The 23,869-nt window shown below is 51.6% G+C and carries 16 protein-coding genes and 1 tRNA gene; 10 read left to right on the forward strand and 7 right to left on the reverse strand.

Going from position 1 to position 23,869, the window contains the following annotated elements; all coding sequences use genetic code 11:
- Positions 1-4: 4 nt before the first annotated feature.
- From FHS90_RS20900 to FHS90_RS20915, 4 genes are all read right to left on the reverse strand, one after another.
- The gene (locus FHS90_RS20900) at positions 5-619 is read right to left on the reverse strand and encodes a TetR/AcrR family transcriptional regulator (protein WP_066835562.1); all 615 of its coding nucleotides are present in this window, start codon (positions 617-619) and stop codon (positions 5-7) included.
- Between the two features lie 311 nt (positions 620-930).
- Positions 931-1,674 (reverse strand): LytR/AlgR family response regulator transcription factor, encoded by a 744-nt coding sequence (locus tag FHS90_RS20905; RefSeq protein WP_182514449.1) that lies wholly within the window; start codon positions 1,672-1,674, stop codon positions 931-933.
- Positions 1,671-2,696, reverse strand: a complete 1,026-nt coding sequence (locus tag FHS90_RS20910) for a sensor histidine kinase (RefSeq protein ID WP_066835558.1) — start codon at positions 2,694-2,696, stop codon at positions 1,671-1,673. The genes FHS90_RS20905 and FHS90_RS20910 overlap by 4 nt, the downstream gene beginning before the upstream one ends.
- Before the next feature lie 18 nt (positions 2,697-2,714).
- On the reverse strand, positions 2,715-3,518 hold the full coding sequence (locus tag FHS90_RS20915) for a LiaF transmembrane domain-containing protein (protein WP_182514450.1): 804 nt from the start codon (positions 3,516-3,518) through the stop codon (positions 2,715-2,717).
- Between the two features lie 1,188 nt (positions 3,519-4,706).
- Between FHS90_RS20915 and pheS the strand changes: the two genes are divergently transcribed.
- The 8 genes from pheS to FHS90_RS22680 all read left to right on the forward strand — a co-directional run bounded on the left by pheS (position 4,707) and on the right by FHS90_RS22680 (position 18,031).
- Complete coding sequence (gene pheS, locus FHS90_RS20920; RefSeq protein ID WP_182514451.1) at positions 4,707-5,732, forward strand: phenylalanine--tRNA ligase subunit alpha; 1,026 nt, start codon at positions 4,707-4,709, stop codon at positions 5,730-5,732.
- 189 nt (positions 5,733-5,921) lie between these two features.
- Entirely contained in the window at positions 5,922-6,365 is a 444-nt protein-coding gene (locus FHS90_RS20925; protein ID WP_182514452.1) for a hypothetical protein, read from the forward strand.
- Between the two features lie 70 nt (positions 6,366-6,435).
- Positions 6,436-7,302, forward strand: coding sequence for a 3-hydroxyacyl-CoA dehydrogenase NAD-binding domain-containing protein (locus tag FHS90_RS20930; RefSeq protein WP_182514453.1), 867 nt, complete (start codon positions 6,436-6,438; stop codon positions 7,300-7,302).
- Positions 7,303-7,477: 175 nt separating this feature from the next.
- Positions 7,478-7,551: transfer RNA gene (locus tag FHS90_RS20935), tRNA-Asn, on the forward strand.
- A gap of 505 nt (positions 7,552-8,056) precedes the next feature.
- Positions 8,057-13,828, forward strand: a complete 5,772-nt coding sequence (locus FHS90_RS20940) for a PKD-like domain-containing protein (RefSeq protein ID WP_182514454.1) — start codon at positions 8,057-8,059, stop codon at positions 13,826-13,828.
- 25 nt (positions 13,829-13,853) lie between these two features.
- Positions 13,854-14,801, forward strand: a complete 948-nt coding sequence (locus FHS90_RS20945; RefSeq protein ID WP_182514455.1) for a PorP/SprF family type IX secretion system membrane protein — start codon at positions 13,854-13,856, stop codon at positions 14,799-14,801.
- A 30-nt stretch (positions 14,802-14,831) separates the two neighbouring features.
- Entirely contained in the window at positions 14,832-16,805 is a 1,974-nt protein-coding gene (locus FHS90_RS20950) for an OmpA family protein (RefSeq protein ID WP_182514456.1), read from the forward strand.
- A gap of 533 nt (positions 16,806-17,338) precedes the next feature.
- Positions 17,339-18,031 (forward strand): response regulator transcription factor, encoded by a 693-nt coding sequence (locus FHS90_RS22680; RefSeq protein WP_281367941.1) that lies wholly within the window; start codon positions 17,339-17,341, stop codon positions 18,029-18,031.
- 268 nt (positions 18,032-18,299) lie between these two features.
- On the opposite strand, the gene kynU is transcribed toward FHS90_RS22680, so the two are convergent.
- The 3 genes from kynU to FHS90_RS20970 form a co-directional block, all read right to left on the reverse strand.
- The gene (gene kynU, locus FHS90_RS20960; protein WP_182514457.1) at positions 18,300-19,571 is read right to left on the reverse strand and encodes a kynureninase; all 1,272 of its coding nucleotides are present in this window, start codon (positions 19,569-19,571) and stop codon (positions 18,300-18,302) included.
- Positions 19,572-19,841: 270 nt separating this feature from the next.
- Entirely contained in the window at positions 19,842-20,744 is a 903-nt protein-coding gene (locus FHS90_RS20965; RefSeq protein ID WP_182514458.1) for a toll/interleukin-1 receptor domain-containing protein, read from the reverse strand.
- A 67-nt stretch (positions 20,745-20,811) separates the two neighbouring features.
- On the reverse strand, positions 20,812-21,858 hold the full coding sequence (locus FHS90_RS20970; RefSeq protein WP_182514459.1) for an amidohydrolase family protein: 1,047 nt from the start codon (positions 21,856-21,858) through the stop codon (positions 20,812-20,814).
- Positions 21,859-22,004: 146 nt separating this feature from the next.
- On the opposite strand from FHS90_RS20970, the gene FHS90_RS20975 reads away from it, so the two are divergent.
- Entirely contained in the window at positions 22,005-22,559 is a 555-nt protein-coding gene (locus FHS90_RS20975) for a RidA family protein (protein WP_343049819.1), read from the forward strand.
- 142 nt (positions 22,560-22,701) lie between these two features.
- Positions 22,702-23,697, forward strand: a complete 996-nt coding sequence (locus FHS90_RS20980) for a substrate-binding domain-containing protein (protein ID WP_182514460.1) — start codon at positions 22,702-22,704, stop codon at positions 23,695-23,697.
- The last annotated feature ends 172 nt before the right edge of the window (positions 23,698-23,869 follow it).

Below are 23,869 nucleotides of genomic sequence, written 5' to 3' on the forward strand. Positions count from 1 at the left end.
GTGTTTATTCTTCTTCGGTAATCTGTTTGTATTGATTAATCAGTTGATGCCCTTTTAAAGTAGACAGCCCCAGCATGTAGTGCTCCAGCAGGGTTAGCTGCACTTTCTGAAGGTCAAATTGTGTGGCAGGGTAAAAGTCTGAGTTAAAGGCCAATTCTGTCTCTGCCAGCCTCAGCCTGCTCATGATCTCCACATCTATATCTTTCCTGAACAGCTTCTCCTCAATTCCCCGCTGAATGTTCTCCTTCACCTGCGCCAGGAAAAAACTGTTCCTGTGCTCCACCCAGAGGTTCCAGGCGCTGGGGTGATACTTTTGCAGATCAAAGAAAATGCTGGGGTGTACCTGGCGCATAATCTCTTTCACCATTTCCACCATTCTAAAGAGCCCCTCCATGGCATTTTCAGAATTTTCAATAGACGTAAAGCAACTTTGCTCAAGGCTTTTGATATAGGGCTTCATTGCCTCAAACACCAGTTCGTCTTTGTTGGTGAAGCATTTGTAGATGGTTTTCTTTGACACTGCCAGGCGCGTAGCCACATCATCCATTGACACGGCCTTGATCCCCTTCTGGAAAAACAGCTCCAAAGCAGTCTGTAATATTCTTTCACGTAACTCCATACCTACCGTTGATTGTGGCGGCAAACCTAATGGAAACTTTTTTTGTTCCCAAAGTTTCCATTAGAAAAAGTAAATATTTTTCCTCGTCAAATTCCAATCAACGTAAATAGTGCACCTGAAGGCTTTGCCAACAAACAGGCACCGGCAAAGCCATTAGGCATCTTTACCGGCAACGGCAGTTACCTCAGGTTGAATAGGCACATCCCATGCGCAGCCGCTTTCTGTTTTTGGGCTGTTTTGGCCAAAACAGGCCGAAAACAGAAATTTCTATCCCAGGTTCCGCGGTGCGGAAGCGGTGCTTCTTTGTTCAGTCAAATCCCCAGCACCGCCTTCAATCTGCTGTAGCCGCTTTTGCTCAGCGGAATTCTGGTGCCGTTCTTCAGCAGGGCCACATGGGTCTCTTTCTCCAGCGGCTCAATGCGGGTGAGCTGTGACAGGGCAATGATGTACGAGCGGTGCACCCGCACAAACTGCTTTTCCTCCAGGGTCTTCTCATAGTAGCCCATGGTCTTCTTCTTCAGGAAACAGCCGGTGCTGGTATAGATCTTCACGTAGTCATCATAGGCCTCCAGGTACAGGATGTCCTGCACAGGAATGATCCTGATGTCATTGTTCACCTTCACCACCACCCGCACCTGCTCCTCAGGCTGCTTGGCGGGCACTTCCTCCAGGGCTTTGGCGGGCGCTTCTTTCACCGGTTGCGCCTGCTTCTGCAGCCACTTTTTCATGGCGGCGTCAAACCGTTCCTGGGTGAAGGGCTTGAGCAGGTAGTCTACCGCGTTGGTCTCAAAGGCTTTGATGGCGTACTCGTCAAAGGCGGTGGTAAAGATCACGCCCGGCACCTGCTCCACCAGTTCCAGCATTTCAAAACCGTTGATCTTGGGCATCTGGATGTCCAGGAAAATGAGGTCGGGCTGGTGCTGCATAATGGCTTTCACGCCTTCAAAGCCGTTGTTGCACTCCTGCACTAGCTGCACCTGAGGGTACTGCTGCAGGTAGTCACAGACAATGCTGCGGGCCAGCGGTTCATCATCAATTACCAAACACTTGATCATAGCTTCTGCGGAATTTTAACAGTAGTAGAAAAAACCTGCCCCTGGTGTTCTGTGGTGAGCAGATCATGGCGGGCATATAACAAATAGAGGCGTCTCCTCAGCGAGTCCAGCCCGAAACCGGTGCCCTGCTTGTGCTGCAGCAGCTCTCCGTCAAACGGGTTCTGGGTAGAGATGACCAGGAGTGAATCCTGCACATGGGCGCTGATTCTGATGAGAATATCATCCAGGGTGTCATACAAGCCAAACTTGATGGCATTCTCCACAATAGGCTGCAGCAACAGGTAAGGCAACTGCAGGGGCAGCGCCTCCTCTTCACAGATAATCTCAGTCTGCAACCGGTGCCCAAACCGTACTTTCTCAATTTCCAGGTAGAACTGCAGGTGCTGCAGCTCATCTGCCAGCGGCACCATAGACTGGTTGTCTCTGCGCAGCGTGCCCCTCAGAAACTCTGACAGCTGTTGCACCATCTTCCTGGCCTGCTCTGGCCTTGTGTTCACCAGCGCACTGATGGAATTGAGGCTGTTAAAGAGAAAGTGCGGCTGCAACTGCTGGCGCAAGGTGAACAGTTCGGCCTCCCGGGCCAGCTTTTCAGTGGCGGCCTTGCGCTCCTCGGCCTGCTGCTTCTCTTTGATGTAGAGCCAGAGCCAGTTCTGCAGCACAATGAACAGAATCATGAGCCAGTTAAAAGCCAGCCGCACGGGTAGCGTCTGGTCTATAAAGGCCAGGTAGTCAGTCTCCGGCTTCAGCAGCTGCTCAATGGCGGTGGTATACATCAACAGGCAAACCCCTGCCAGCCCCAGACTCCAGCACATCAAATACACCACCTGCCGCACCCCCGGCCGGTAAAACCGAAGGGTGATAGACATGGCACAGCCTCCGGTTATCACCAGTACATTGGTAAGCAGGGCGTCTGTAAAGGCCAGGTTCACCGGAAAGCCCGTTGTGCACAGGACCCACCCCTGCACCCCGGCCCACAGCAGGCCCCACCCTACATATAGCGCTATGATTCTGAAAGGAGGCATGTAACGTGCGGCAGCGGGTTAATAACTCTTGATTTCAATGCCCCCAAACAGGAGCGTGCCTTTCAGGACCAATATTTTGTCTGTGTTGGCCATGGCCTCTGTGAAGGACCTTTTCTCATCTACCCCGCCAAAGACGGCCGCCACCTCAGACCGCACCTTCCAGTTAGACGGGATCACCAGGCTGGTGCCCCCAAAGATCTGGGTTACCTCAATGACCACCTCGCCGTGCATGTCTGCGTGGCTCAGGTTGTACTCGGTGCCGCCGCAGAACGTCACAATGCTCCCGCCTTTGAAGTCTTTAGAAATGATGTTTTTTTTTATGCCTCCAAATACGGCCGTGCCGTTGATGTAGTCTTCTTTGGAGCCGGCACTCCCGCCGGGCTCTGTCTCCTCCAGCGGCTGCCCCGGCCCCTGCACGCCGCCTCCCGGCCGCCTTTTGTGGCGGAACTGGTGCTTGCACTGGTGGCGGGGCTTGAACATGATGAACAACCCGAAGATAATGATCAGCACCGGCCACAGGAAAGGCCTGAAGTTAACGTTGGGCACAATGTCATCTGCCAGAAAAATGCCCCCAATGAGCACCATAATGATCCAGCCCGGGTTCCGGAACGAGTGCCGGATACCGGTGAACACCCCAATGAGAATTAGGATGACCTCCCAGGAGAACACCCACCGCGGCAGCACCAGCACGTCTAGTTGATACGCCAGCAATACCGCCCCCACGGCTACTACCAGCAAGCCGCCCAGCATTCTACCGCCCCGGCCCTGGGACCTGTCCCAGCCAGTCAGGTTTTCTGTCTTATTTATCTCTTGGTTTTCCATATCTGTGTTGGTTGATGTTCCAAAAGTAGAAGGTCTGGCCGCGCGGTACAACGGGAAATAGGCTAAGCAGAAGGAAAAGTAGGTAAACGGCGGGTTTGCGTAGGTGAACGCAGGGAGAAACCTGTTTTGGGGCTGTTTTTGTAAAAACAGCCCCAAAACAGGTTTCTCTATTTCTAAGGGAGACTGCTGTTGCTTTATATGACTGACGGGTGTGTTGGCTGGGCAGTTGGATGCTGTGCCTCAATGGAGCAACTGTTTCATTTTGCCGCTTTTGCAGATGCTGGAATGCATAGTCTGTAGCTGCTGCTGCTGCTGCTGGAATGCGTAGTCTGCTGCTCCCTTGGCTCTATCGTTTGCTGCAGTGCCTCACTCACTGCATTGTTTTATTGCCTCCGGTAAGCGCTCACGGCCGCGGGGGCCCGTCCTGGCGGTGAGCACTGCTGTTAAAACTAGGCCTTTGGCGTTGCCTTCGGCACCGTAGTAACAGAGGCGCTCACCCCCAGGACGGGTTTCGGTTCCTCTCCTTCTATTGCTTTTCTTGATGTAGATTGTTTGCAGGTAAATGCTGTAGTTCCGCTAGCCTGAGACGAGCCCGTGCTGCGCACATCAGTCGGTGGAATAATTGATGGATGATTGCCTGTTGCGAATTGTTTCCCCTATCATGCACAGGCTCCAGTATGCATTGCTACTTCATCTGTGCTGAATTGCCTAAGATGAAAAGAAAGGACTCAAGACTCAGGACTCACTTCGATACTCCCCCTTGGAAGGGGGCGAAGGGGGATGTTAACACAGGAGAGCACGCATTGCAAAGTACTGGTATCTGGCACCTGCCCCACGCATGCCAGATCACTCCCCTCCCGGGTGGGGCAGGGGTGGGTTTCAGTACGCCTGCCGCCGCTGTACCGCCTGCCCCAACACCCATCCCATCCGGGGGCCTGCGGGCGTCTGGCTTTACTTCTTCGTTCACCTTAAATGGAAAGATGCTGCTCTTCCTTTTCGATCAAAATATCAAAAGAGAATGACTGAAGGGGAAGCAGAAATCAGCTGGTGCAGGCATGGCTTATTCTGTTTTCGGCCTGTTTTTCAGAAATTAGCCGGAAAACAGAAGTTTCACCAGCTCATTGGGGAGCTGAAAAAGGAGCCTTAGAAATCCTTACGCAATCAGCTTTACTTCTTTATCTTTGCAGTATGCTATTCGAGAACATCAAGAGACTGACGCAGGAGGTTGAGTCTTATCCCATAGACAACAAGGAGCAGCTGGAGGCTTTCAAGAACACCTATGTGAGCCGCAAAGGCCAGATTGCCGCGCTTTTTGACGAAATGAAGACGGTGGCGCCAGAGCAGCGCAAACAGGTGGGCCAGGAACTGAACCAACTCAAGCAGCTGGCCCAGCAGAAATTTGATGCCGCCCAGGAGGCGCTGGAGCAGAACGCCACGCCAGACGCGCTAGCCGGCCTGGACTTCACCCTGCCGCCGGTGCCCAACTCATTAGGCACCCGTCACCCCTTGTCTAAGGTGCGGGAAGAGATCATCAGGATTTTTGAACGCATTGGGTTCAACGTGTCTGAGGGGCCGGAGATGGAGGATGACTGGCACAACTTCTCAGCCCTGAACTTTCCGGAGAACCACCCGGCGCGCGACATGCAGGACACTTTCTTTCTGAGCAAGAACCCAGACATGCTGCTGCGAACGCATACCAGCAGCGTGCAGGTACGGGTGATGGAGCACCAGAAGCCGCCCATCCGCACGCTGTCGCCGGGGCGGGTGTTTAGGAACGAGGCTATTTCAGCGCGGGCACACTGTGTTTTCCACCAGGTGGAAGGCCTGTTTGTGGACCGGGGGGTGAGCTTCAAAGACCTGAAAGATACGCTGTACTACTTCGTGAAGGAATTGTTTGGGCCAGACACCCAGATCCGGTTCCGGCCGTCGTTCTTCCCGTTCACTGAGCCCAGCGCAGAGATTGACATCACCTGCCACATCTGCAAAGGCCAAGGCTGCAACATCTGCAAAGGCAGCGGCTGGGTAGAGATTGGCGGCAGCGGCATGGTAGACCCGCAGGTGCTGGAAAACTGCGGCATTGACTCCAAAGAGTTCTCGGGCTTCGCGTTTGGCATGGGCATTGAGCGCATCACCATGCTCAAGTACCAGATCAAGGACCTGCGCCTGTTCACTGAGAATGACGCCCGCTTCCTGCGGCAGTTTGAATCAGTTTAAGATCCAGCATCTGGGAGTGCCATGGTTGGAAAGGTTATTTTCTACGGTTGCCCCTACTCCCCAAGTTCCGCCTACATAGATTCCCGTTTTCGGCCTGTTTTCTGAAAAACAGGCCGAAAACGTTTATAGCCCTGAACGTATTTCAATAAAGCATAACGGGGCACTGATACTTTAGATTTCCCCCTGTACATGAAAAACTTCTACCATCTTCTATTCTTTTGCTTCTGTTTATTTGCAGCGGTTGCCTGCGCCCATGAGCCTGAAACCAATACACTTCTGGAGGAGACGCGTACCCAACTGGAAGGGAAATGGTACCCGGAGAGGGCAACGGCCCCCTTATACAATCAGAACGGGCAACTCCTGCAGGCGGGGCGGGCACCGTCTTTACAGGGCACCTTAGAAATCTCAGACAACCTAATTTCCACCTTGCAGGGGTTCCCTCTGCAGGATCCCTTTATAGGTACTTTCACCCTGACGGAGAATCAGGGAGCGGTGATCATCACATCTGGCCTCTGTGAGATAAAAGTACTTTCTGTCACCCAGAGCCACTTAACTTTACGCGCAGAAGAGCAGGTAGACGGGAACAGAAAGGTCACCACCGTAGAGTTCTCAAAGGTTACGCAGATCCCGTGAGAGCGGCTCCCGAAGATTGGAGAGAGAATCACCTGGGACTTCACAAGTATTTCACACAACGCTATACCACATGACGTTACAAGACATTAAAACCATTGCGGTGATTGGGGCCGGAACCATGGGCCAGAGCATTGCCCAACTCTGTGCACAAGCGGGTTTTACCACCATCCTGTACGACATCAACGCCACCGTGCTGGCTAACGCCCAGGCCGCCACCCTGGCATCGCTTCAGAGGCTGGTGGAGAAAGGCAAAATTTCAGTGCACACCCAGGAGGAAACCCTTCACCGGCTCACCTTCACCGCAGACATTCTGCAGGTCATTGCCAATGTGGTGATTGAGGCCGTGGTGGAGCGCCTGGACGTGAAGCAGAGCATTTTGAACGAGGTAGCTGACCAGAACCGGCCCGAGACAGTGTTAGCCTCCAATACTTCGTCGCTGCCCATTACCCGCATTGCGGCCAAGGTGCAGGGGCCGGAGCGCGTGGTGGGGCTGCATTTCTTTAACCCCGCCACCATCATGCAACTGGTAGAGGTGATCTCCGGGGCCGCCACGGCGCCTGAGGTGGTGGCGCTTATGCAAGAGCTGGCGGTGACGCTGGGCAAAACCCCGGTTCTGGCCCAAGACGCCCCCGGCTTTATTGTGAACCGGGTGGCGCGCCATTTCTATGTAGAAAGCCTGAAACTGCTGGAGGAAAACGTAGCCAGCCACGAGGGCATAGACCGTCTGCTGCAGGCCAGCGGCTTTAAAATGGGGCCTTTCCAGCTCATGGACCTGATTGGGGTAGACACTAATTTTTCAGTGACCAGCGCCATGTATGAAGCCTTTCACCAAGACCCCAAATTCAGGCCCAGCCGCTGGCAGCAGCAGAAGGTTGACGCCGGCCACCACGGCCGAAAATCTGGGAAAGGGTTCTATGACTACTCCGGCAAGGCATAAGTGTTTCTGTTTTCGGCCTGTTTTTCAGAAATCACGCCGAAAACAGAAATTTTCCCTTGTCATTTTCAGCCAGTTACCAAAAACTATAAAATTTTTCTTCGCCAACACTTGCGTAATCACCGTTCACCCCTTACTTTTGCATCACTATTCAACGCTACGGCAGCGAATACTAAACTCCTCCTTAGCTCAGTCGGTTAGAGCACATGACTGTTAATCATGGGGTCCTTGGTTCGAGCCCAAGAGGGGGAGCAAAAAAGAGGCTAATCAGAAATGGTTAGCCTCTTTTTTTATTTTACACCTCCCCTACTCCTCAATCTCAGAATAAGGCTTAGGCTTAGTGCCTGGGCAAGCAAGGGCTTCTCCTTTAGGGGGCTGTTTTATTTGCAACTACACCGGCCGCACCGCACGCTCTCTTTATCAACTTTTCTGGTACACTCCTGAAACTTTTCTTGCCGCATCTTCATTTGGGATTTACTGATTATTAAATTATTGCTAATCATAATCAAACGGCAAGCACATTTCAAATTAAAGACAAATAGAACAATACCAATATTATATTTCATGAAATTCACTTCATTGCCTTCCATTTAGAGAAAGCCTTAGATCATGAAACGCATTCTCAAATAAAATATTTACCTTTCTTGAAAGTTAAAGGAGTTGACAGTAAACCATGTACCTCACCCTTATAGAAAGGAGGAATACAGGAATTTTTCTAGGCAACAAGAAATAAGTTTAAAAAACACCCGGCTCCTGCATGAAAAAAATTATACTTTATATTATACTTATACTAATCATTGATACTTCTGCCATTGCTCAGTCTATTCTCCCTGAGCTTGGCAAAGCAACCCCCTTTACTGTACTGGCTAAAACTGGGATCAACAGCATTGGCGACACCAAAATCAATGGCAACGTAGGCGTTTCACCAGGTACAGTTTTTACAGGTTTTCCCCAGGGCGTTATTAACGGCAGTACAGAAATCAACACTTCTGCCTCACAAGGGGCTATGGCTGATTTGTCAGCCAGCTACCATCAGATTTCAGCCCTGGCACCAACTTACCAGATGGCGGGGCAGGAGTTGGGGGGCAAAACGTTAAAACCGGGTATCTATCGGTTAGACAACCATACGCAGATCAACGGCACCTTAACATTAGACAACAATGGCAACCCCAACGCCGTGTTTATCTTCCAGATCAACGGCGATTTGACCATAGGCAGCAACGCCCGCATCAGCTTTCTTGAAACTGCACAGCCTAAAGTCAAGAACGTTTTCTGGCAGGTGGCCGGTGAGGCCACGTTAGGCAACGGTACCACTTTCAGAGGCTCCCTTTTAGCACTTCAAAACATTACCGCCAGATCAGGGGCCACCGTATACGGCCGCCTTTTCTCTGTCTCTGGCAGCGTGGGCCTTACCAATAACATCATCACCATCCCTACTGATTTATCAGTAACGATCAAAAAGAGTGCAGGCAATGCGCAGGGAAATTATTTTGTTGGGGGCACCGTCACCTATACCATAACCGCTCACAATGCAGGCCCTATTGGCGAAAGCAATGTGAGGATCTTTGTCTTAAACTCCGGCCTTACCTACATTAGCTCAAAAGCTCCTCCCGGCTCTGCCTATGACCCGTCTGCGTCTCAATGGAGCATAAATTATTTTGGGGCAGGTGCCACTGCTACGTTAGAACTTACTACAGAGATCAACAACAACGCCACCGCCATTCTGCTGAACAGTGTAACAATCTTAGGCGATGGCCTGGACGAAAGCCGGGAGAACAATGAGCATTCAGTCTCTATCTGCGTAGCCCCGTCTGACCCGGGTGAAATTTCTGGCCCTGTCTCTGCCTGCGCGGGACAGGAAGTTGTTTTTAGCGTAACCCCCACCAAAGTTGCCTCCCAATACAACTGGACCTTCCCTCCCGGCTGGCAGATTGTGAGCGGCTCTAACGGTTCTACTATCAAGGTGATTGCCAGCACATCTGAGGGGGAAGTATCAGTGACCGCCCAAAATGTCTGCAGCGTAAGTGAACCCAGTACCAGGAAAGTCACCATTCCGGTAGCACCGTCCCTGGCTCCTGGCCCTATATCAGCCAGCTACGGATCTGCCAACCCATGTACTGGCAGAGCAGACGTCACCTATACAATTGCCCCTGTGACCGGGGCAGAATATTATGAATGGGCCGTTCCTGCTGGCTGGCAAATCATTTCAGGGGAAAAGAGCACTACCATCACCGTGCAAACCGGAAGTACGGCTGGCCAGGTAACCGTTAGGGCAGTCAATGCCTGCGGACCCAGCACCGCCGTTAACCTATCTGTGCAGCCGTCGGTGGCGGCTCCGGCTCCGCCAACGGCCATCTCAGGCAATCAGGCGCCCTGCGTAGGTGAAACAGTGGTGTATACTGCAAGTGGCAACCCTGAAAACACCTCCTATACCTGGAAATTCCCTCAAGGTTGGCAAGTCCTAGAAGGCGGAACGTCAAAAGCTGTCAAGGTGATAGTGGGAAGCGGTGCGGGCAACGTAGAGGCAGCAGCCATCAACGGCTGCGGCACCAGTACCCCTGTTACTTACCCGGTCAGCCCCATGGCCAAGCCTGAGCCAGCCTCTATTTCCGGAACCCTCCTGCCCTGCGCCTCTGCTGAAGGAACTACCTACACGTATTCAGTCACCCCCAAGTCTGCCTCAGATAGCTATTTCTGGAGAGTATCTGGCAATCTGGCGCTGGTAGAAGGACAAGGAACCTCTGAGGTAAAAATAAAAGTCACCACTGCCGTAGTATCCGGAACCATCTATGTGAGCGTGCTCAATAACTGCGGGCAAAGCGCTGAAAGCAGTATTACCGTCACCCCTACAACCAAACCTGCCCAGCCTTCTGCCATCAACAGCTCTGCTTTACAGCCTTGCGCTGGTGAAGAGAACCTGCAGTACAGTATCCCAGCTGTGCCAGGGGCTGTCTCCTATACCTGGACGTTACCGCCCGGCTGGGTACTAGTTGGCCCGGCAGACGGCACCTCTATCACAGTAAAAGCGGGCACGTCTTCTGGGACCGTGGCAGTTTCTGCAGTCAATGTCTGCGGTCCAGGCCCGGCGAGATCACTCTCGGTGTCTCCTTCCCTCAGCTCCCCCAACGCCCCTGTCAGTATTTCCGGTAATGTCTCCCCATGTGTGAACGCAAAGAATGTCACCTATTCTGTACAGGAGATACCCGGTGCAACTGAGTATGCCTGGCAGGTGCCTAATGGCTGGACCATCACCTCCGGAACAGGTTCCGCCACCATTCAAGTAACCGTGGGGAATAGCAGTGGCGAGATCAGAGTGACCAGTAAAAACAACTGTGGCAGCAGCCAGGCCACCACCCTGGCGGTAGCACCTGCTACGGCCGCCCCCCCGTCACCCGGGCCCATAACGGGTAACACGCTTGTCACCTGTATTAATGACGAGAAGACTGTTTATAGCATTTCAGAAGTCAGCGGGGCCACCAGGTATGAATGGGCAGTACCAGACGGTTGGTCCATCACAGATGGCCAAGGCACTCTTACCATTCAAGTAAAGGCAGGAACCAAGGCCGGCAATATAGCTGTCAAAGCCATAAACAGCTGTGGCCTCAGCGCCGCCAGCGTTTTAGCAGTGCAGTCTGGGGCACAGCCCCCCTCTGCCCCGGTTGCCATATCTGGCAGAAACAGTGTCTGCGCCCAGGAAGAAGAAATCATATATACTATCTCTGCGGTAAACGGGGCCACATCTTATGAGTGGAGAGTTTCAGGAAATTGGACCATCACTACCGGCCAGGGAACAACTTCTATCAAAGTGAAAGCTGGGGTAGGCCCCTCAACCATTTCTGTCATTGCTAGAAATAACTGCGGAGCCAGCCAGGCCACCGCCCTGGCTGTGCGTACCAGCACGGCATTACCCGCCACACCCGGCCCCATTTCAGAAACAGGTAGTCTCTGCACCGGCAACACCAAGGTAGAGTATAGGATAGCCCCTGTAGCGGGAGCTTTTTCTTACAGCTGGTCAGTACCTGATGACTGGACTTTTACCCAGTCTTCTGACGGCACTTCCATTTTAGTGACAGTTGGCAGCGCAAGCGGGAAGATCAAAGTAACAGCTGTCAATGGGTGTGGCCAAAGCAGCGGAAGTGAAATCAATGTAAGCCCTAGCAACGCCCCCCCGGGTACACCAACGTCTATAGTAGCAGGCTCCGCTTCTGTTTGCGCCAAAGAGAAAGGCCTTACTTATTTTATTGCACTGGTCCCTGGAGCATCCACCTATACCTGGTCCGTTCCTTCTGATTGGGAAATTACCTCTGGCCAGGGCAGCAATATCATTACCGTTACCGCGGGTAAGGCCTCGGGCGAAATAGCAGTAGTTGCCCAAAACACCTGTGGCGCGAGCCCTGCCAGCACCTTATTCGTAAAAGCCAACCAGGCTCCAGCCGCCCCGGGCCCAATCATTGGGGAAAAAGAAGCCTGCTCCGGAGGCAGGGACAACACTTACTCTGTTGCAGAAGTACCGGGTGCCACCACCTATGAATGGACAGTGCCCACCGGCTGGACCATTATCTCTCCCGCTACTAGCTCCTCCATCACCGTGAGGGCCGGTACAGCAGAAGGCGAGATTTCAGTAAAAGCCATTAACAGCTGCGGCAGCAGCACAGCTACGGTGTTGAAAGTGTCCTCTTCTACCACTGCCCCACCCGCTCCAATTGCTATCCATGGAACCACTACTGTTTGTATAGGCTCCACTACCCTTCTACAGTATAAAGTCGAGTCTCCTGATAATACCTCCTCGTCCTACTTCTGGACGCTGTCTGCCGGTTGGGATATTGAATCTGGCCAGGGAACCAACACCATCACCGTGAAGCCCCCCAAAACAGCAGGAACCGTTTCTGTCGCAGCTAAAAACGGCTGCGGCGTCAGCGCCTCTACCTCGCTGTCAGTAGCCATGGTGAGCAAAATACCAGCCACCCCCGGTACCATTTCAGGATTGGCTCAGGTTTGCAGCAATACCAAAGATGTCCTTTTCAGCATCAGCACCATGAACGGCGTGAGCCATTACCAGTGGGAGGTGCCCCAAGGGTGGTCCATCACAGAGGGGCAAGGCACTACTGCCATAAAAGTAACAGCCGGTTCTGCCGGGGGAGAGGTAAGGGTGACTGCCGTCAATGGCTGCGGAACCAGCGCTGCCAGAACCAAAACAGTAACCACCATTCCTATTCCGGCTACACCGGGACAAATCAAAGGAACTGCCTACCAATGCGCAGGCGCTACTAAGATTTCTTATTCCATTGACGCCGTACCAGGGGCTACTTCTTATCAGTGGAAGGTGCCGGCAGACTGGAAAATAACTACCGGCCAAGGGAGCGTCTCTGTGCAGGTGACCGTGGGTAAAACTTCAGGAGAGTTGAGTGTGGTGGCTGTGAATAAATGCGGCACCAGTGAGGCCGGCACATTGGCTGTCTTTTCTTCTACTGCCACCTCCTCAGCACCAGGAAAAATCACCCCAGAGGGCGCAGCCGTTCTCTGTGCCGGGCAAACCAATTTAAAGTACAGCATTCTACCGGTTCCATCCGCCAGCTCCTATCTGTGGGAGGTGCCTGACGGCTGGGAGATTACCAAAGGCCAGGGAACCTCTGCCGTTGAGGTCAAAGCAGGCCCCGCTTCTGGCGAGGTGTCAGTTAAGGTCATCAACGGCTGCGGTGAAAGCTCGCCAAGTGTGTTGGCTGTCAACATTGACAAATCAACCCCTCTACAACTTAGCGCCATTACCGGGCAGGCAGACGTGTGCTCCTCCCAAAAAGGGCTTTCTTACTCAGTACCGGCAGTTGCGGGTGTCAATACCTATCACTGGACTGTTCCAGACGGCTGGTCTATTACCTCTGGCCAGGGCACAAATACCGTTGTCGTTACAGCTGGAAGCGAAGGGGGTAGCCTGCAGGTGGCGGCCTCAAACAATTGCCACGCTGCCAGCGCCCGGTTCACATCAACGGTCTCGGCTACCCCGGCAGCACCAGTGGTGATCCTTGATGAAAGCAATCCGTGCACGGGACTGCAATACTCCATAGCGGCTGTCCCGGGTGCTACTTCTTATACCTGGTCAGTACCGGCGGGGTGGAGCATTTCCAGTGGCCAGGGCTCTACCGCCATCAAGGTGGCGGCCCCAGCCGGAAGCCAGGCAGGAACCATTCATGTGGTAGCCAACAATGCCAGCACCACCGCCTGCTCAAGTGCCGCCACTGCCCTGCTCGCAGACCCTGCCAAGGCTCAGGCTGATTTAGAGTTTGCCAACGCCCTTTCGCCTAACGGCGATCGCCTCAATGATACCTGGAAAATCAGGAACATAGAAAACTACCAAGAGAATGACCTGGTCATCATCAACCGCTGGGGGGCTGAAGTCTACCGGCAGAAAGGGTACCGCAACAACTGGGATGGAGGGAGCCTAAGTGAGGGGACCTACTTCTATGTGCTTAAAGTGAAATTATGTGATGGGGTCACCAAGACCTATCAGGGGTATGTGATGATTGTCAGGTAAACGTGAGGCTTGTGCAGTAAGTGATATGAAGAAAATAGTTTTACCCTTTCTGTTATTGTGGGCGCTTTCTTCTGCGGCGCAGCAGAGTGCCTCGTACACCCAGTATATTTTCAATGGCCTGGTGATCAACCCTGCCTATGCTGGTAGCAAAGGGGTTCTCAATGTAACCGGCTTGTTTAGAAGCCAGTGGAGTGGCTTAGAAGGCGCCCCCCATACCCAGACCCTGGCGGTAGACGGCACCCTCCTGAACCAGAGAATAGGGCTGGGCCTTCAGCTCATGAATGACGAGTTGGGGGCGCAGAGACAAAGAACCATCAATGTAAGTTCTGCGGTCAGAATCAAACTAGGGGAGAAAACGCGTCTGTCCGTAGGCCTTTCAGGCGGAGTTTCCCAATTTTCTATAGATGGCACTAAAATCAGGTTAATTGACCCGGAGCCGGATGCCGCTATTCCGGCTACCAAAGAGAGTGTCTTTCTGCCTGATGTCAAAGCGGGCATCTTCTTCAACACAGAGCGCTACTTTTTAGGGATTTCAGCTTCTAACCTGATCACAGGGAGCAACAGGATTGCCTATACACCGGCCAGGCACTATTTCCTTACCTCGGGCTATGTGTTTGACCTGGGCTCTCTGCTTAAATTCAAGCCAAGCTTTCTGGTGAAAGAAGATCTGAAAAGCCCCACCAATATTGATTTGAATGCCTTCTTTCTAATTGGTGACCGGCTCTGGCTGGGCGGCACATACCGCATGGCTTTGAAAGTGTTTAACACATCCAGATACCAGGCGTTAGAACTTGAAAACATGAATGCCTGGGCATTGATGGCAGAGGTGTATGTGACCCCTAAAATCAAAGTGGGCTACTCAAATGACATGACCTTGACCAGCCTGCAGGGGCATGCCAGCCATGAACTATCTGTAGGCTTCTTTTTCTTCAGAGATGCAGATTCCCCGTCGTTAACCATTCGCCACTTCTAAAATAGTTTAGAAGGGACTAGAGATTTTACCATGCGTGCCAAAGTTTTAGTTCTTTATATGTTCCTGCCCTTCCTGCTGCTTTCTTCTATAGCCGTTTTGGCACAGAAGCAGCAGAAGATAGCAGACACCCACTACCAGAAGCTAGAGTTTGCCCTAGCCATTGAGGCTTACAAAAAGGTACTCCAAACCCAGGAACCCACTCTCCCCATTATTGCCAGAATTGCTGATTCATACCGGCGGCTCAACAATTCAAAAGAAGCTGAGTTCTGGTATGCCCAGATGATGGCGTTTCCAGACTATGATCCCCAGAGTCTGAAACATTATGCAGATGCGGCCCGCATGAACGGCAATTATGAAAAGGCGAAGAACCTCTACCTCACCTATGCCGAGCAGGTACCTTCTGCCACCCCAGAGGCCATGCAGCTGATTGCCACCTCTGTCAACGCCCAGCTCTGGATGGGGAACCCCCAACCGTTCCGGGTAGAGAAGGCGCCCGGCTTGAATTCTGAGAACTCTGACTTTAGCCCCGCGCTGTTTCAAGATGGCCTTGTGTTCACGTCAGACCGGGTTGACAGCAAGAACAATAAGAACGTGCTGGGTTGGACGGGCAGACCAAACTCAATCTTATACTACAGTAAAAAAGAAGCAGCTGGTTTCAGCCCGGCTACCCCTCTGCCCTCCCCTATTCACAGTGACCACCAAAACGGGTCTGCGGCCTTCTCCCCAGATGGCAACACTATCTACTTTACCAGAATCAACCAGTTGAAGAAGCAAGGCAAAAGCGTCAACACAGACCCGTTTAGCTGGGTCAAGTTCTCAGTGCCTGAAAATGTAAACCGCCTGGAGATTTTCATTTCCCAGAGGAAAGGGAACGGCTGGAGTGAGCCTCAGCCGTTCCCCTACAACAACCCCGGCACCTATTCTATTGGGCACCCCGCGGTATCTAAATCAGGCGACACCCTTTATTTCTCCTCAGACATGCCTGGCACGCTTGGCGAATCTGACATCTTCTACAGCGTCAGGGAAAGTGACAACTCCTGGTCAAAACCCGTCAACCTGGGGGCCGGCATCAACACCCCGGGCAAAGAGGTATTTCCGGTGGTGGCACCCTCTGGCAAACTTTATTTTTCCTCAGAAGGGCACCAAGGCATGGGCGGCCTGGACATTTTCTCTGCGGCAGGGTCTGGCACTGTCTGGAAGAAGGTCCAGAACCTTAAATACCCTCTCAATTCACCGGGTGATGATTTCGGGATTGTGTTTGAGACAACAGACGCAGGCTACCTTTCTTCTAACCGGGAAAGCTCAGACGGGACAGATGACATTTACACCTTCCAGTACCAGCCAATTCCATGCAAACTGGCAGGCAGGTCTTTTGAGAAGACGGAAACAAGGCCCGGCGTGTATGAAGAAATACCCGTTGGCAACGTGCTGCTGCAGCTTTACCTGCCAAACGACTCTGTGGTGGCCACTACATATTCAGATGCCGCCGGCAACTTCACGTTTGACATTCTGGATGGGGTCACCTACAGCATCAAAGCCACCAAACCAGATTACCTGACCCGTTCTGCGGCAGTAACCCCCACCTGTGAGTCTATAGTAGACATGGTGCGGTTAGGCCTGGCCCTGAACAGGAGCGCACCCAACAAGCCAATTCTGGTGGAAAACATCTACTATGACCTGAACAAATCAGATATTCGGCCTGAGGCGGCCTTAGAGTTAGACAAACTGGTGCAAACGTTAAAAGACAACCCCAAGATCAGCATTGAGCTTAGTTCCCACACAGACAGCCGCCAGACGGCCGCCTACAACAAAATACTCTCCCAATTACGCGCCCAAACAGCAGTGAATTATATCATCTCAAAAGGAATAGACGCCACCCGGGTAGTAGCAAAAGGCTATGGTGAGACAAAGCTGCTTAACCGCTGCAAAGACGGGGTGCCCTGCTCTGAAGAAGAGCATCAGGTAAACCGCCGCACAGAGTTTAAAATTTTGAAACGGAAATAGATTCCTCGTTTTTGTATTACAGAACACGGGTGAACAAAAACGCGGGTGCATCAACGCATTTACAGCCTGTTTTCAGAAAAGAAGGCCATGAACGCAAGTGGCCACCTGCCAGAGTTTTGCTTTCGTAACAGGTAATTCTGCTTGTACACCTCAGCGGCAGGTCTATGCCCCGTTCACTAAAAAGGTTCAATCCCTCTTCAGGATAAGTAATGGGCCTTTGCAGCAGGCAGTTTTTTTGAGCTGTTCAGCGTTTCGCCCGTATCTCTCTGAAAGGGCCTATAAGGCGCAGGCATCTGCCTGTGCCCCTGTTTTAGGGCTACTTTTCAGAAAACAGCCCTAAAACAGGGGGTTAGTCTAGCCTTACCGCACAAACTCACGCCTGCGCGCTGGAGTAAACAGAAACCTCTGAACAGCTTCATGACTCCCGTTCCTCCTTCACTACTTAAAACTGATTACTTAAAAATAAGTAGCTACATAGACTTGACTATTTAACATAGTTCTGCTTTCTTGGGACTCACGTTGTTGAAAAACACATGGAGAACCTCCTAGACTCAGACCTTGACCACCGCGTGGCAGAGAAGGTTGCTGAGATTGCTAAAATTGCAGACCAGATACCGGGTGTAGTGATCATCCATAACCTAAAAAAGAACCTTGCGGTGGAATACATGTCGCAGCGCGGGTTAAATAAGCTGGGGATCACCTTAGAAGAGCTGAAAGAGATGGGGCCAGATTACCATCTGCGCTTCTTTAACCCGGAAGAGACCGGTGACTATATTCCCAAGCTCATTTGCGGCCTCTTAGAACGGAACGATGAACAGGAAGTTATCTCCTTCTTTCAGCAGGTGCGTTTTCATGGCAGTGAGGTGTGGCACTGGCACCTGAGCACCCTCAAGATTCTGATGAAAGATGATCAGAACCAGCCCCTGCTCACCATCACCATTGCCCTCTTAATTGACCCCATGCGCCATATTACCGCCAAGGTGAGCAGGCTGTTAGATGAGAATACCTTTCTCAGGCAGAATTACCAGCGCTATTCTCAACTAGGCAGCCGGGAGCGGGAAGTGTTAAAGCTGGTTGTGTTAGGCAAAAGTTCGGTTGAGATTGCCCAGGAGCTCTTTATCTCAGAGAAGACCGTGAACACCCACCGCCGCAACATCAAACTGAAGTTGAATGCCAACACAAGCTATGACCTGTCTCAGTATGCCATGGCCTTTGATTTGATTTAAGAGCATGTTGAAAGGCGGGTTTCCATGCTGACAAGAAGAAAAGCATAGAACGGGCCGCAGCCTAGTTGCCCGTGAATACAACTTAACAGCGACAGCCTGTTGCAACAGTGGGCGCTTCAGTCTTTTATTTCTGAGACCGCTTTTGCTAGAACAGCCGTTTATCAACAACGGGGGCCGCAGCCTCCTTCCTGTTTTCGGCCTGTTTTTCTAAAAACAGGCCGAAAACAGAAAAAGCCTCTCTATCACCTTTTCAAAAAAGCCCTGTGGCTCACCCCTGAAAATGCGCCGCCAGAAACTGGCCAAACCGGTAGACATCTTCAAAGGTGTTGTACAACGGCGTAGGTGCTACCCTGATTACATTGGGTTCGCGCCAATCCAGGATGAAGCCGTTGGCCATGAGGGTGTCAAACAGCTGCCGCCCGTTTTTATTCACCAGCAAAGACAGCTGGCAACCCCGTGCGGCGGGGTCTGCGGGCGTAATGATTTCCAGCTGGTCTTTGGGTTGGTGCAGGCCGTTTATCAGGAACTCCAGATAGCCCGTCAATTTTTCGCTTTTGGCTCTCAGGTTCTCTATACCGGCTTCGTCAAAAATAGCGAGGCTGGCTTTGTGCACCGCCATGGGCAAGATTTGGGCGTTGGAAAGCTGCCAGCCTTCGGCCCCGGGCATGGGAATGAAGCCTTTCTGCATCTTGAACCGCACGCGCTGGTCATGGCCCCACCAACCGGCAAACCTCGGCAGCTCGGGGTTCTGCGCGTGGCGCTCGTGCACAAACACGCCAGACGTTCCGCCGGGGCCGGAGTTTAAATATTTATAGGTGCACCACACGGCAAAATCTACGTCCCAGTCATGCAGTTGCATGGGCACGTTTCCGGCGGCGTGCGCCAAATCAAACCCGCAAACCGCGCCTACTTCATGGGCCGTCTGCGTGATGGCCGCCATGTCAAACACTTGCCCGGTGTAGTAGTGCAGACCGCCCATGAGCACCAGCGCAATTTCATTCCCGTTGTCTTTGATGGCCTGCAGAATGTCTTCGGTGCGCCACGTATGTTCGCCTGCGCGCGGCGCGATTTCAATGATGGCGTCTTCGGGCGCGTAGCCGTGGATTTTCACCTGGCTTTCCAATGCGTACTGGTCGCTGGGGAACGCCCCGGCCTCGGTGAGAATCTTGTACCGCTGGCCTTGCGGCCGATAAAACGACACCAGCATGAGGTGCAGGTTCACGGTGAGCTGGTTCATGATGACCACTTCTTCGGGCTTGGCCCCTACCAGTTTGGCGGTGGGCGCGGCCAGCGTTTTGTGGTACGTGAACCACGGGTCATCACCGGTGAAATGGCCTTCTACGCCCAATTCCGCCCACTTGGTCATTTCTTCTTCCAGCGCGGCCCGAGCCGATTTAGGTTGTAGGCCTAGGGAGTTCCCGCAGAGATAGACGGTGTCTTGGCCGTTGTGCCGCGGAATATGGAAATGTTCTCTGAAGTAACGAAGCTCATCTTGGTGGTCTTGCTCTTGCGCGTAAGCGAGGGTATTTTGGAAGGACATGTAGTTCTTTGCGTAATCTGGATGAAGGTTGGGCGAATTTACCTAACAGGCGTTAGACTGCCATGCACTTTTACCTGAAACTCTACAGGCTGGCGTTTGTTTCCGTTTCCGGGCTAGGTTTGGGAAATTAGGGTAAAACGGAATATGGTTTAAACGGTAAGAACATTAAACCTATCAGGTTTAAAAACATCATCATCAACCGTTAGCGAATAAAGTTTCTAAAATAATTCTCATAAGCCACTATATATATAGTGGCTTATTTTTATTTATCTATTTTGTTATAGATGCATGCAATTTGCTTATTACAAGCTCAACTTCTTTTTGGTATTCATCTTCAGATTTAGCTTCAGAACTTGGCCATACTAGTGCAAAAGTATCCGCGAGTGAAGGCGAATAGTTATATACTTCTTCTTTTGAAACTTTATACCAGATAGGAAGAACCACACGTTCATTCAGAATCATTTCTCTGGTAAATATTGAGTTAAATTCCTTTTTACCCCAACCAGGATTATTTAAAAAACTAGGTGTCAAAATGAGCACACATTTTTTGGCTTCTTTAATTCCTTTTTCTATTGACTCTCTCAAACTGTCTCCCACTTTCAATGAAAACTCATCATACCAGACAAAACAAAGTCGTGAGTTTAATCCATTTGCAAGTGGTCTAGCAATTAATTCTTTGTCTCTACTGTCATGAGAAATAAATGCAAAAGGTTTCTGTAATTCCATTCTCTTTTTTAAGTAATCGTGGCTTCGGAAAGTTATGTAAAGTTGTTTTTCCTTTGCTAATTTATCTAGCTCGTCTAGCTCATTCGTATTTAATTGTCTTTCTGTATAGAAAAACATCCTGTTTGAATATACAGGCGAGTGAGTTCCAACCGCATTATCGTCTGCAAATCCTCCTATAGCATCAACACCGTCAGCTTGTTTCTTCAATTTTTCCAAATCTTTAATAATTGCTTGGCAAACAAAAGCTGTATCTTGAGTATCAGGAACATAAAATGTAAATAACCTTGCTGAACTATTAGAATCATGTTGCAATCTCTGCTTTACCTCAACCTTATGTTGAGTTATAACTTTAGTTAACAACTCCTGTTTCTGAAAATCCACAGTAAAAGTTATATCAATACTCAAGTCCATAAAGTCATTCAGAAAATATTCTTGTATTGTTGCCATAATCTTATTTTAGATAACTACATATCCGTTAAAAAAAACTTCTCTCCGAAGAAAATCAACTACTGCCCTAATTCACTCGCAACACCTTCCCCACCAAAAACCGCTCCTTCTCCAAGCCCAGCCATTGCAGCGCCGAACCGCTTAACAGCATCTCCTTCACATGGTCTGGGTACGGCATAGATTCAATGAGCTTGCCCGGCTCCTCCTCGCCCAGCGGGAACGGATAATCTGAGCCCAGCGCCACCTTGTCGGCACCAAACTGTTTCACTACATAGTCCAGCGTGTTGGGGCAATGCACCAGTGAGTCAAGCCAGAACTTGCCCAGATAACTTTCCGGTTTGACGGGGTTGTCAACGGCGCAGAGGTCGGGGCGTACGTCAAAGCCGTGCTGAATACGGCCGATGGTGAACGGGAAAGAGCCTCCGCCGTGGGCGAACGCCAGCCTTAGATGGGGCAACCGCTCCAGCACCCCGCCAAAGATGAGGGAGCAGATGGCGCGCGATGTCTCGGCGGGCATGCCTACCAGCCACGGGAGCCAATATTTGCGCATCTTCTTTTCGCCCATCATGTCCCAGGGGTGCACAAAAATGGCGGCACCTAGCTCAGCGGCGGCTTCAAAGACGGGGAACAGGCTGGGGTCGTCTAGGTTGAGGTCATTTACGTTGGAGCCAATCTGTATGCCGGCCATGCCCAGTTCTTTCATGCACCGCTCCAGTTCTTTAATGGCCAACGCCGTGTCTTGCATGGGCAGCGTGCCCAGCCCCACAAACCGGTGGGGGTAGTCTGCCACCACGCCCGCAATATGGTCGTTGAGCAACTGGCTTAAATCATACGTGTGTTCGGGCTTGGCCCAGTAGCTGAACATGACGGGCACCGTGCTCAAAACCTGCACCTGTACGCCGTGGCGGCGGCACTCCTGCATGCGCACCTTCGGGTCCCAACTGTTGTCCTGGATCTCCCTGAAGAAGCGGTCGTCTTTCATCATGCGGGCGCAGCAGGGCTTGTGGTGCTCCAGCCGTATAAAGCCGCCGTACCCGTAGCGTTCGCGCAAATCTAGCCATTTCTCGGGCAAGATGTGGGTGTGAATGTCAATCTTGAGCGGGTGCGGGTGCATGGTCTACCTACGGTCGGTTTTGGCAATCTGATGCTCAAATTAAGAAATTCCTACCAACTATTTGTTTTGTTTTTACGGCGGCCTCTCTTCACCTGTGTTTTTGAGCTGTTTTCTAAAAATCAGCTCAAAAACAGAACGTCAGGCACTTGGGGCCCAAGCTACTGCTGCACCACCAGCAGGCGCCTATTCACCGCCAGCACCAACCTAAAAACCTACTGCCTAACGCATTGTTCAGAATAAGATTTAAAAAGAGCTTGCCTCACTACCGGGGAGTTCCTACTATTGCGGCGTATCAACTCAACCTCCAAATGTCTTCTGTTACCCGTCAATTATTCTCCTCTGGCGCCCCCTGGGAAACTACCGTGGGCTACTCCCGCGCCGTACGAGTTGGACCGCTGCTGGAAGTGGCCGGCACCACTGCCGTAGAAAACGGACAAGTGGTAGGCCCCGGCAATGCCTACGCCCAAACCAAATGTATTCTGCAGAAAATAGACCGCGTGTTGCAGGAAGCAGGGGCTTCACTAGCAGACGTGGTACGTACCCGTATGTTTGTCACAGATATTAGCCAGTGGGAGGAAGTAGGCCGCGCCCATGGCGAATTCTTTAAAGACATACGGCCCGCAACCTCTATGATTGAAGTAAAGGACCTCATTGCCCCAGAGCTGCTGGTAGAAATAGAGGTAACCGCCTATTGCCCATAACGTTCTGTTTCAGGGTTGTTTTCAGGAAAACAGCCCTGAAACAGATTTCGCCCTTGGCTGGAGCGCAATTCAGCCCGCAAACTGGAATTGTTCTAAAGACAAGGCTTATCTTTGCGGCTTCTTTACTCGTACATAAGGCGCTATGGAAAGGACAAAGAACCTGCTTTTTATACTTTACCTCTTCCCCTTCTTCCTCCTGGCGGGGTGTGACTCCAGCTCAAATGCCAGAACAGAGCAAAGCACCCTGCGGCAGCTCAAAGTAGCCTTCGTGCCAAAATCCTCAGAGTTCCATTACTGGAAGAATGTACGTTCAGGGGCAGTGAAGGCGGCCAAAGACTTAGATGTAAAGCTCTTCTGGCGGGACCCTTTCCATGAAGACAACGTGGTTACCCAGATTGACCTGGTCTACAGCTTCTTAGAAATACAGGTAGATGCCATTGTGCTGGCGCCCATAGATCTCATAAGCCTGGTAGAACCTTCTGCCGCTGTGCTGAATGAGCAGAAACCGCTGGTGATTGTCAACACTGAGCTGGGCAATGTTGACTACACCAGTTTTGTAGGCACAGACAACATCAAGCTGGGGAGAACCTGCGCCACCCAAATGGGCAAGATGCTGAAGGGCACCGGCAAAGTGCTGCTGCAGCGGTTCAGGAAAGGGAGCATCACCACCCGGCAGCGGGAACAGGCCTTTCAAGAGACACTGGCAAAAGACTTTCCTCAAATTGAGGTCATCACCTCAGATGAATACCCCCAGGCTAAACCCGGAGAAGCCGTTAGAGCCAGCCTCGCCTTTTTAGCTGACCACCCAGATGCCACTGGCGTCTACACCTCTTCTGAGGTCACCACAGACAACATGCTGCAGGCCATTAAACAGAAACAGCTCAAAGGCAAAGTTACTTTTATTGGCACCAACGTCAATGACTCTATCGCAGCGGGCCTGGCTCAAGGCTATGTTCAAGGCCTTGCCCTCCAGGACCCGTACCAGATAGGCTATGAAAGCATAGAGGCCGCCGTGACCGCCGCCAAAGGCAAGCCAGTCAAGAAACGCATAGAAACCGAAACCTACTTTATCCAGGCCGAAAACCTGAAGGACCCCAAGATCAAAAGCCTCCTGTACAGCAGCGAAACCCTCCCCTAGCCCCCGCTCCCCCGTTGGGTTCCTTTTTTAAGTGGTCTAGAACCTTGAAAGAGAGTCTCTCCGCAAAATTCCTTTATTAGGGGTTATATAGAATAAGGAACTATAAGTTTGGTCGAGGCTTTCTCCTTGTATGCTACTACGGTATTCCTCGATTTCAAAAGACGAAAAAACA

Source organism: Rufibacter ruber, assembly GCF_014138425.1.
Taxonomy (GTDB): domain Bacteria; phylum Bacteroidota; class Bacteroidia; order Cytophagales; family Hymenobacteraceae; genus Nibribacter; species Nibribacter ruber_C.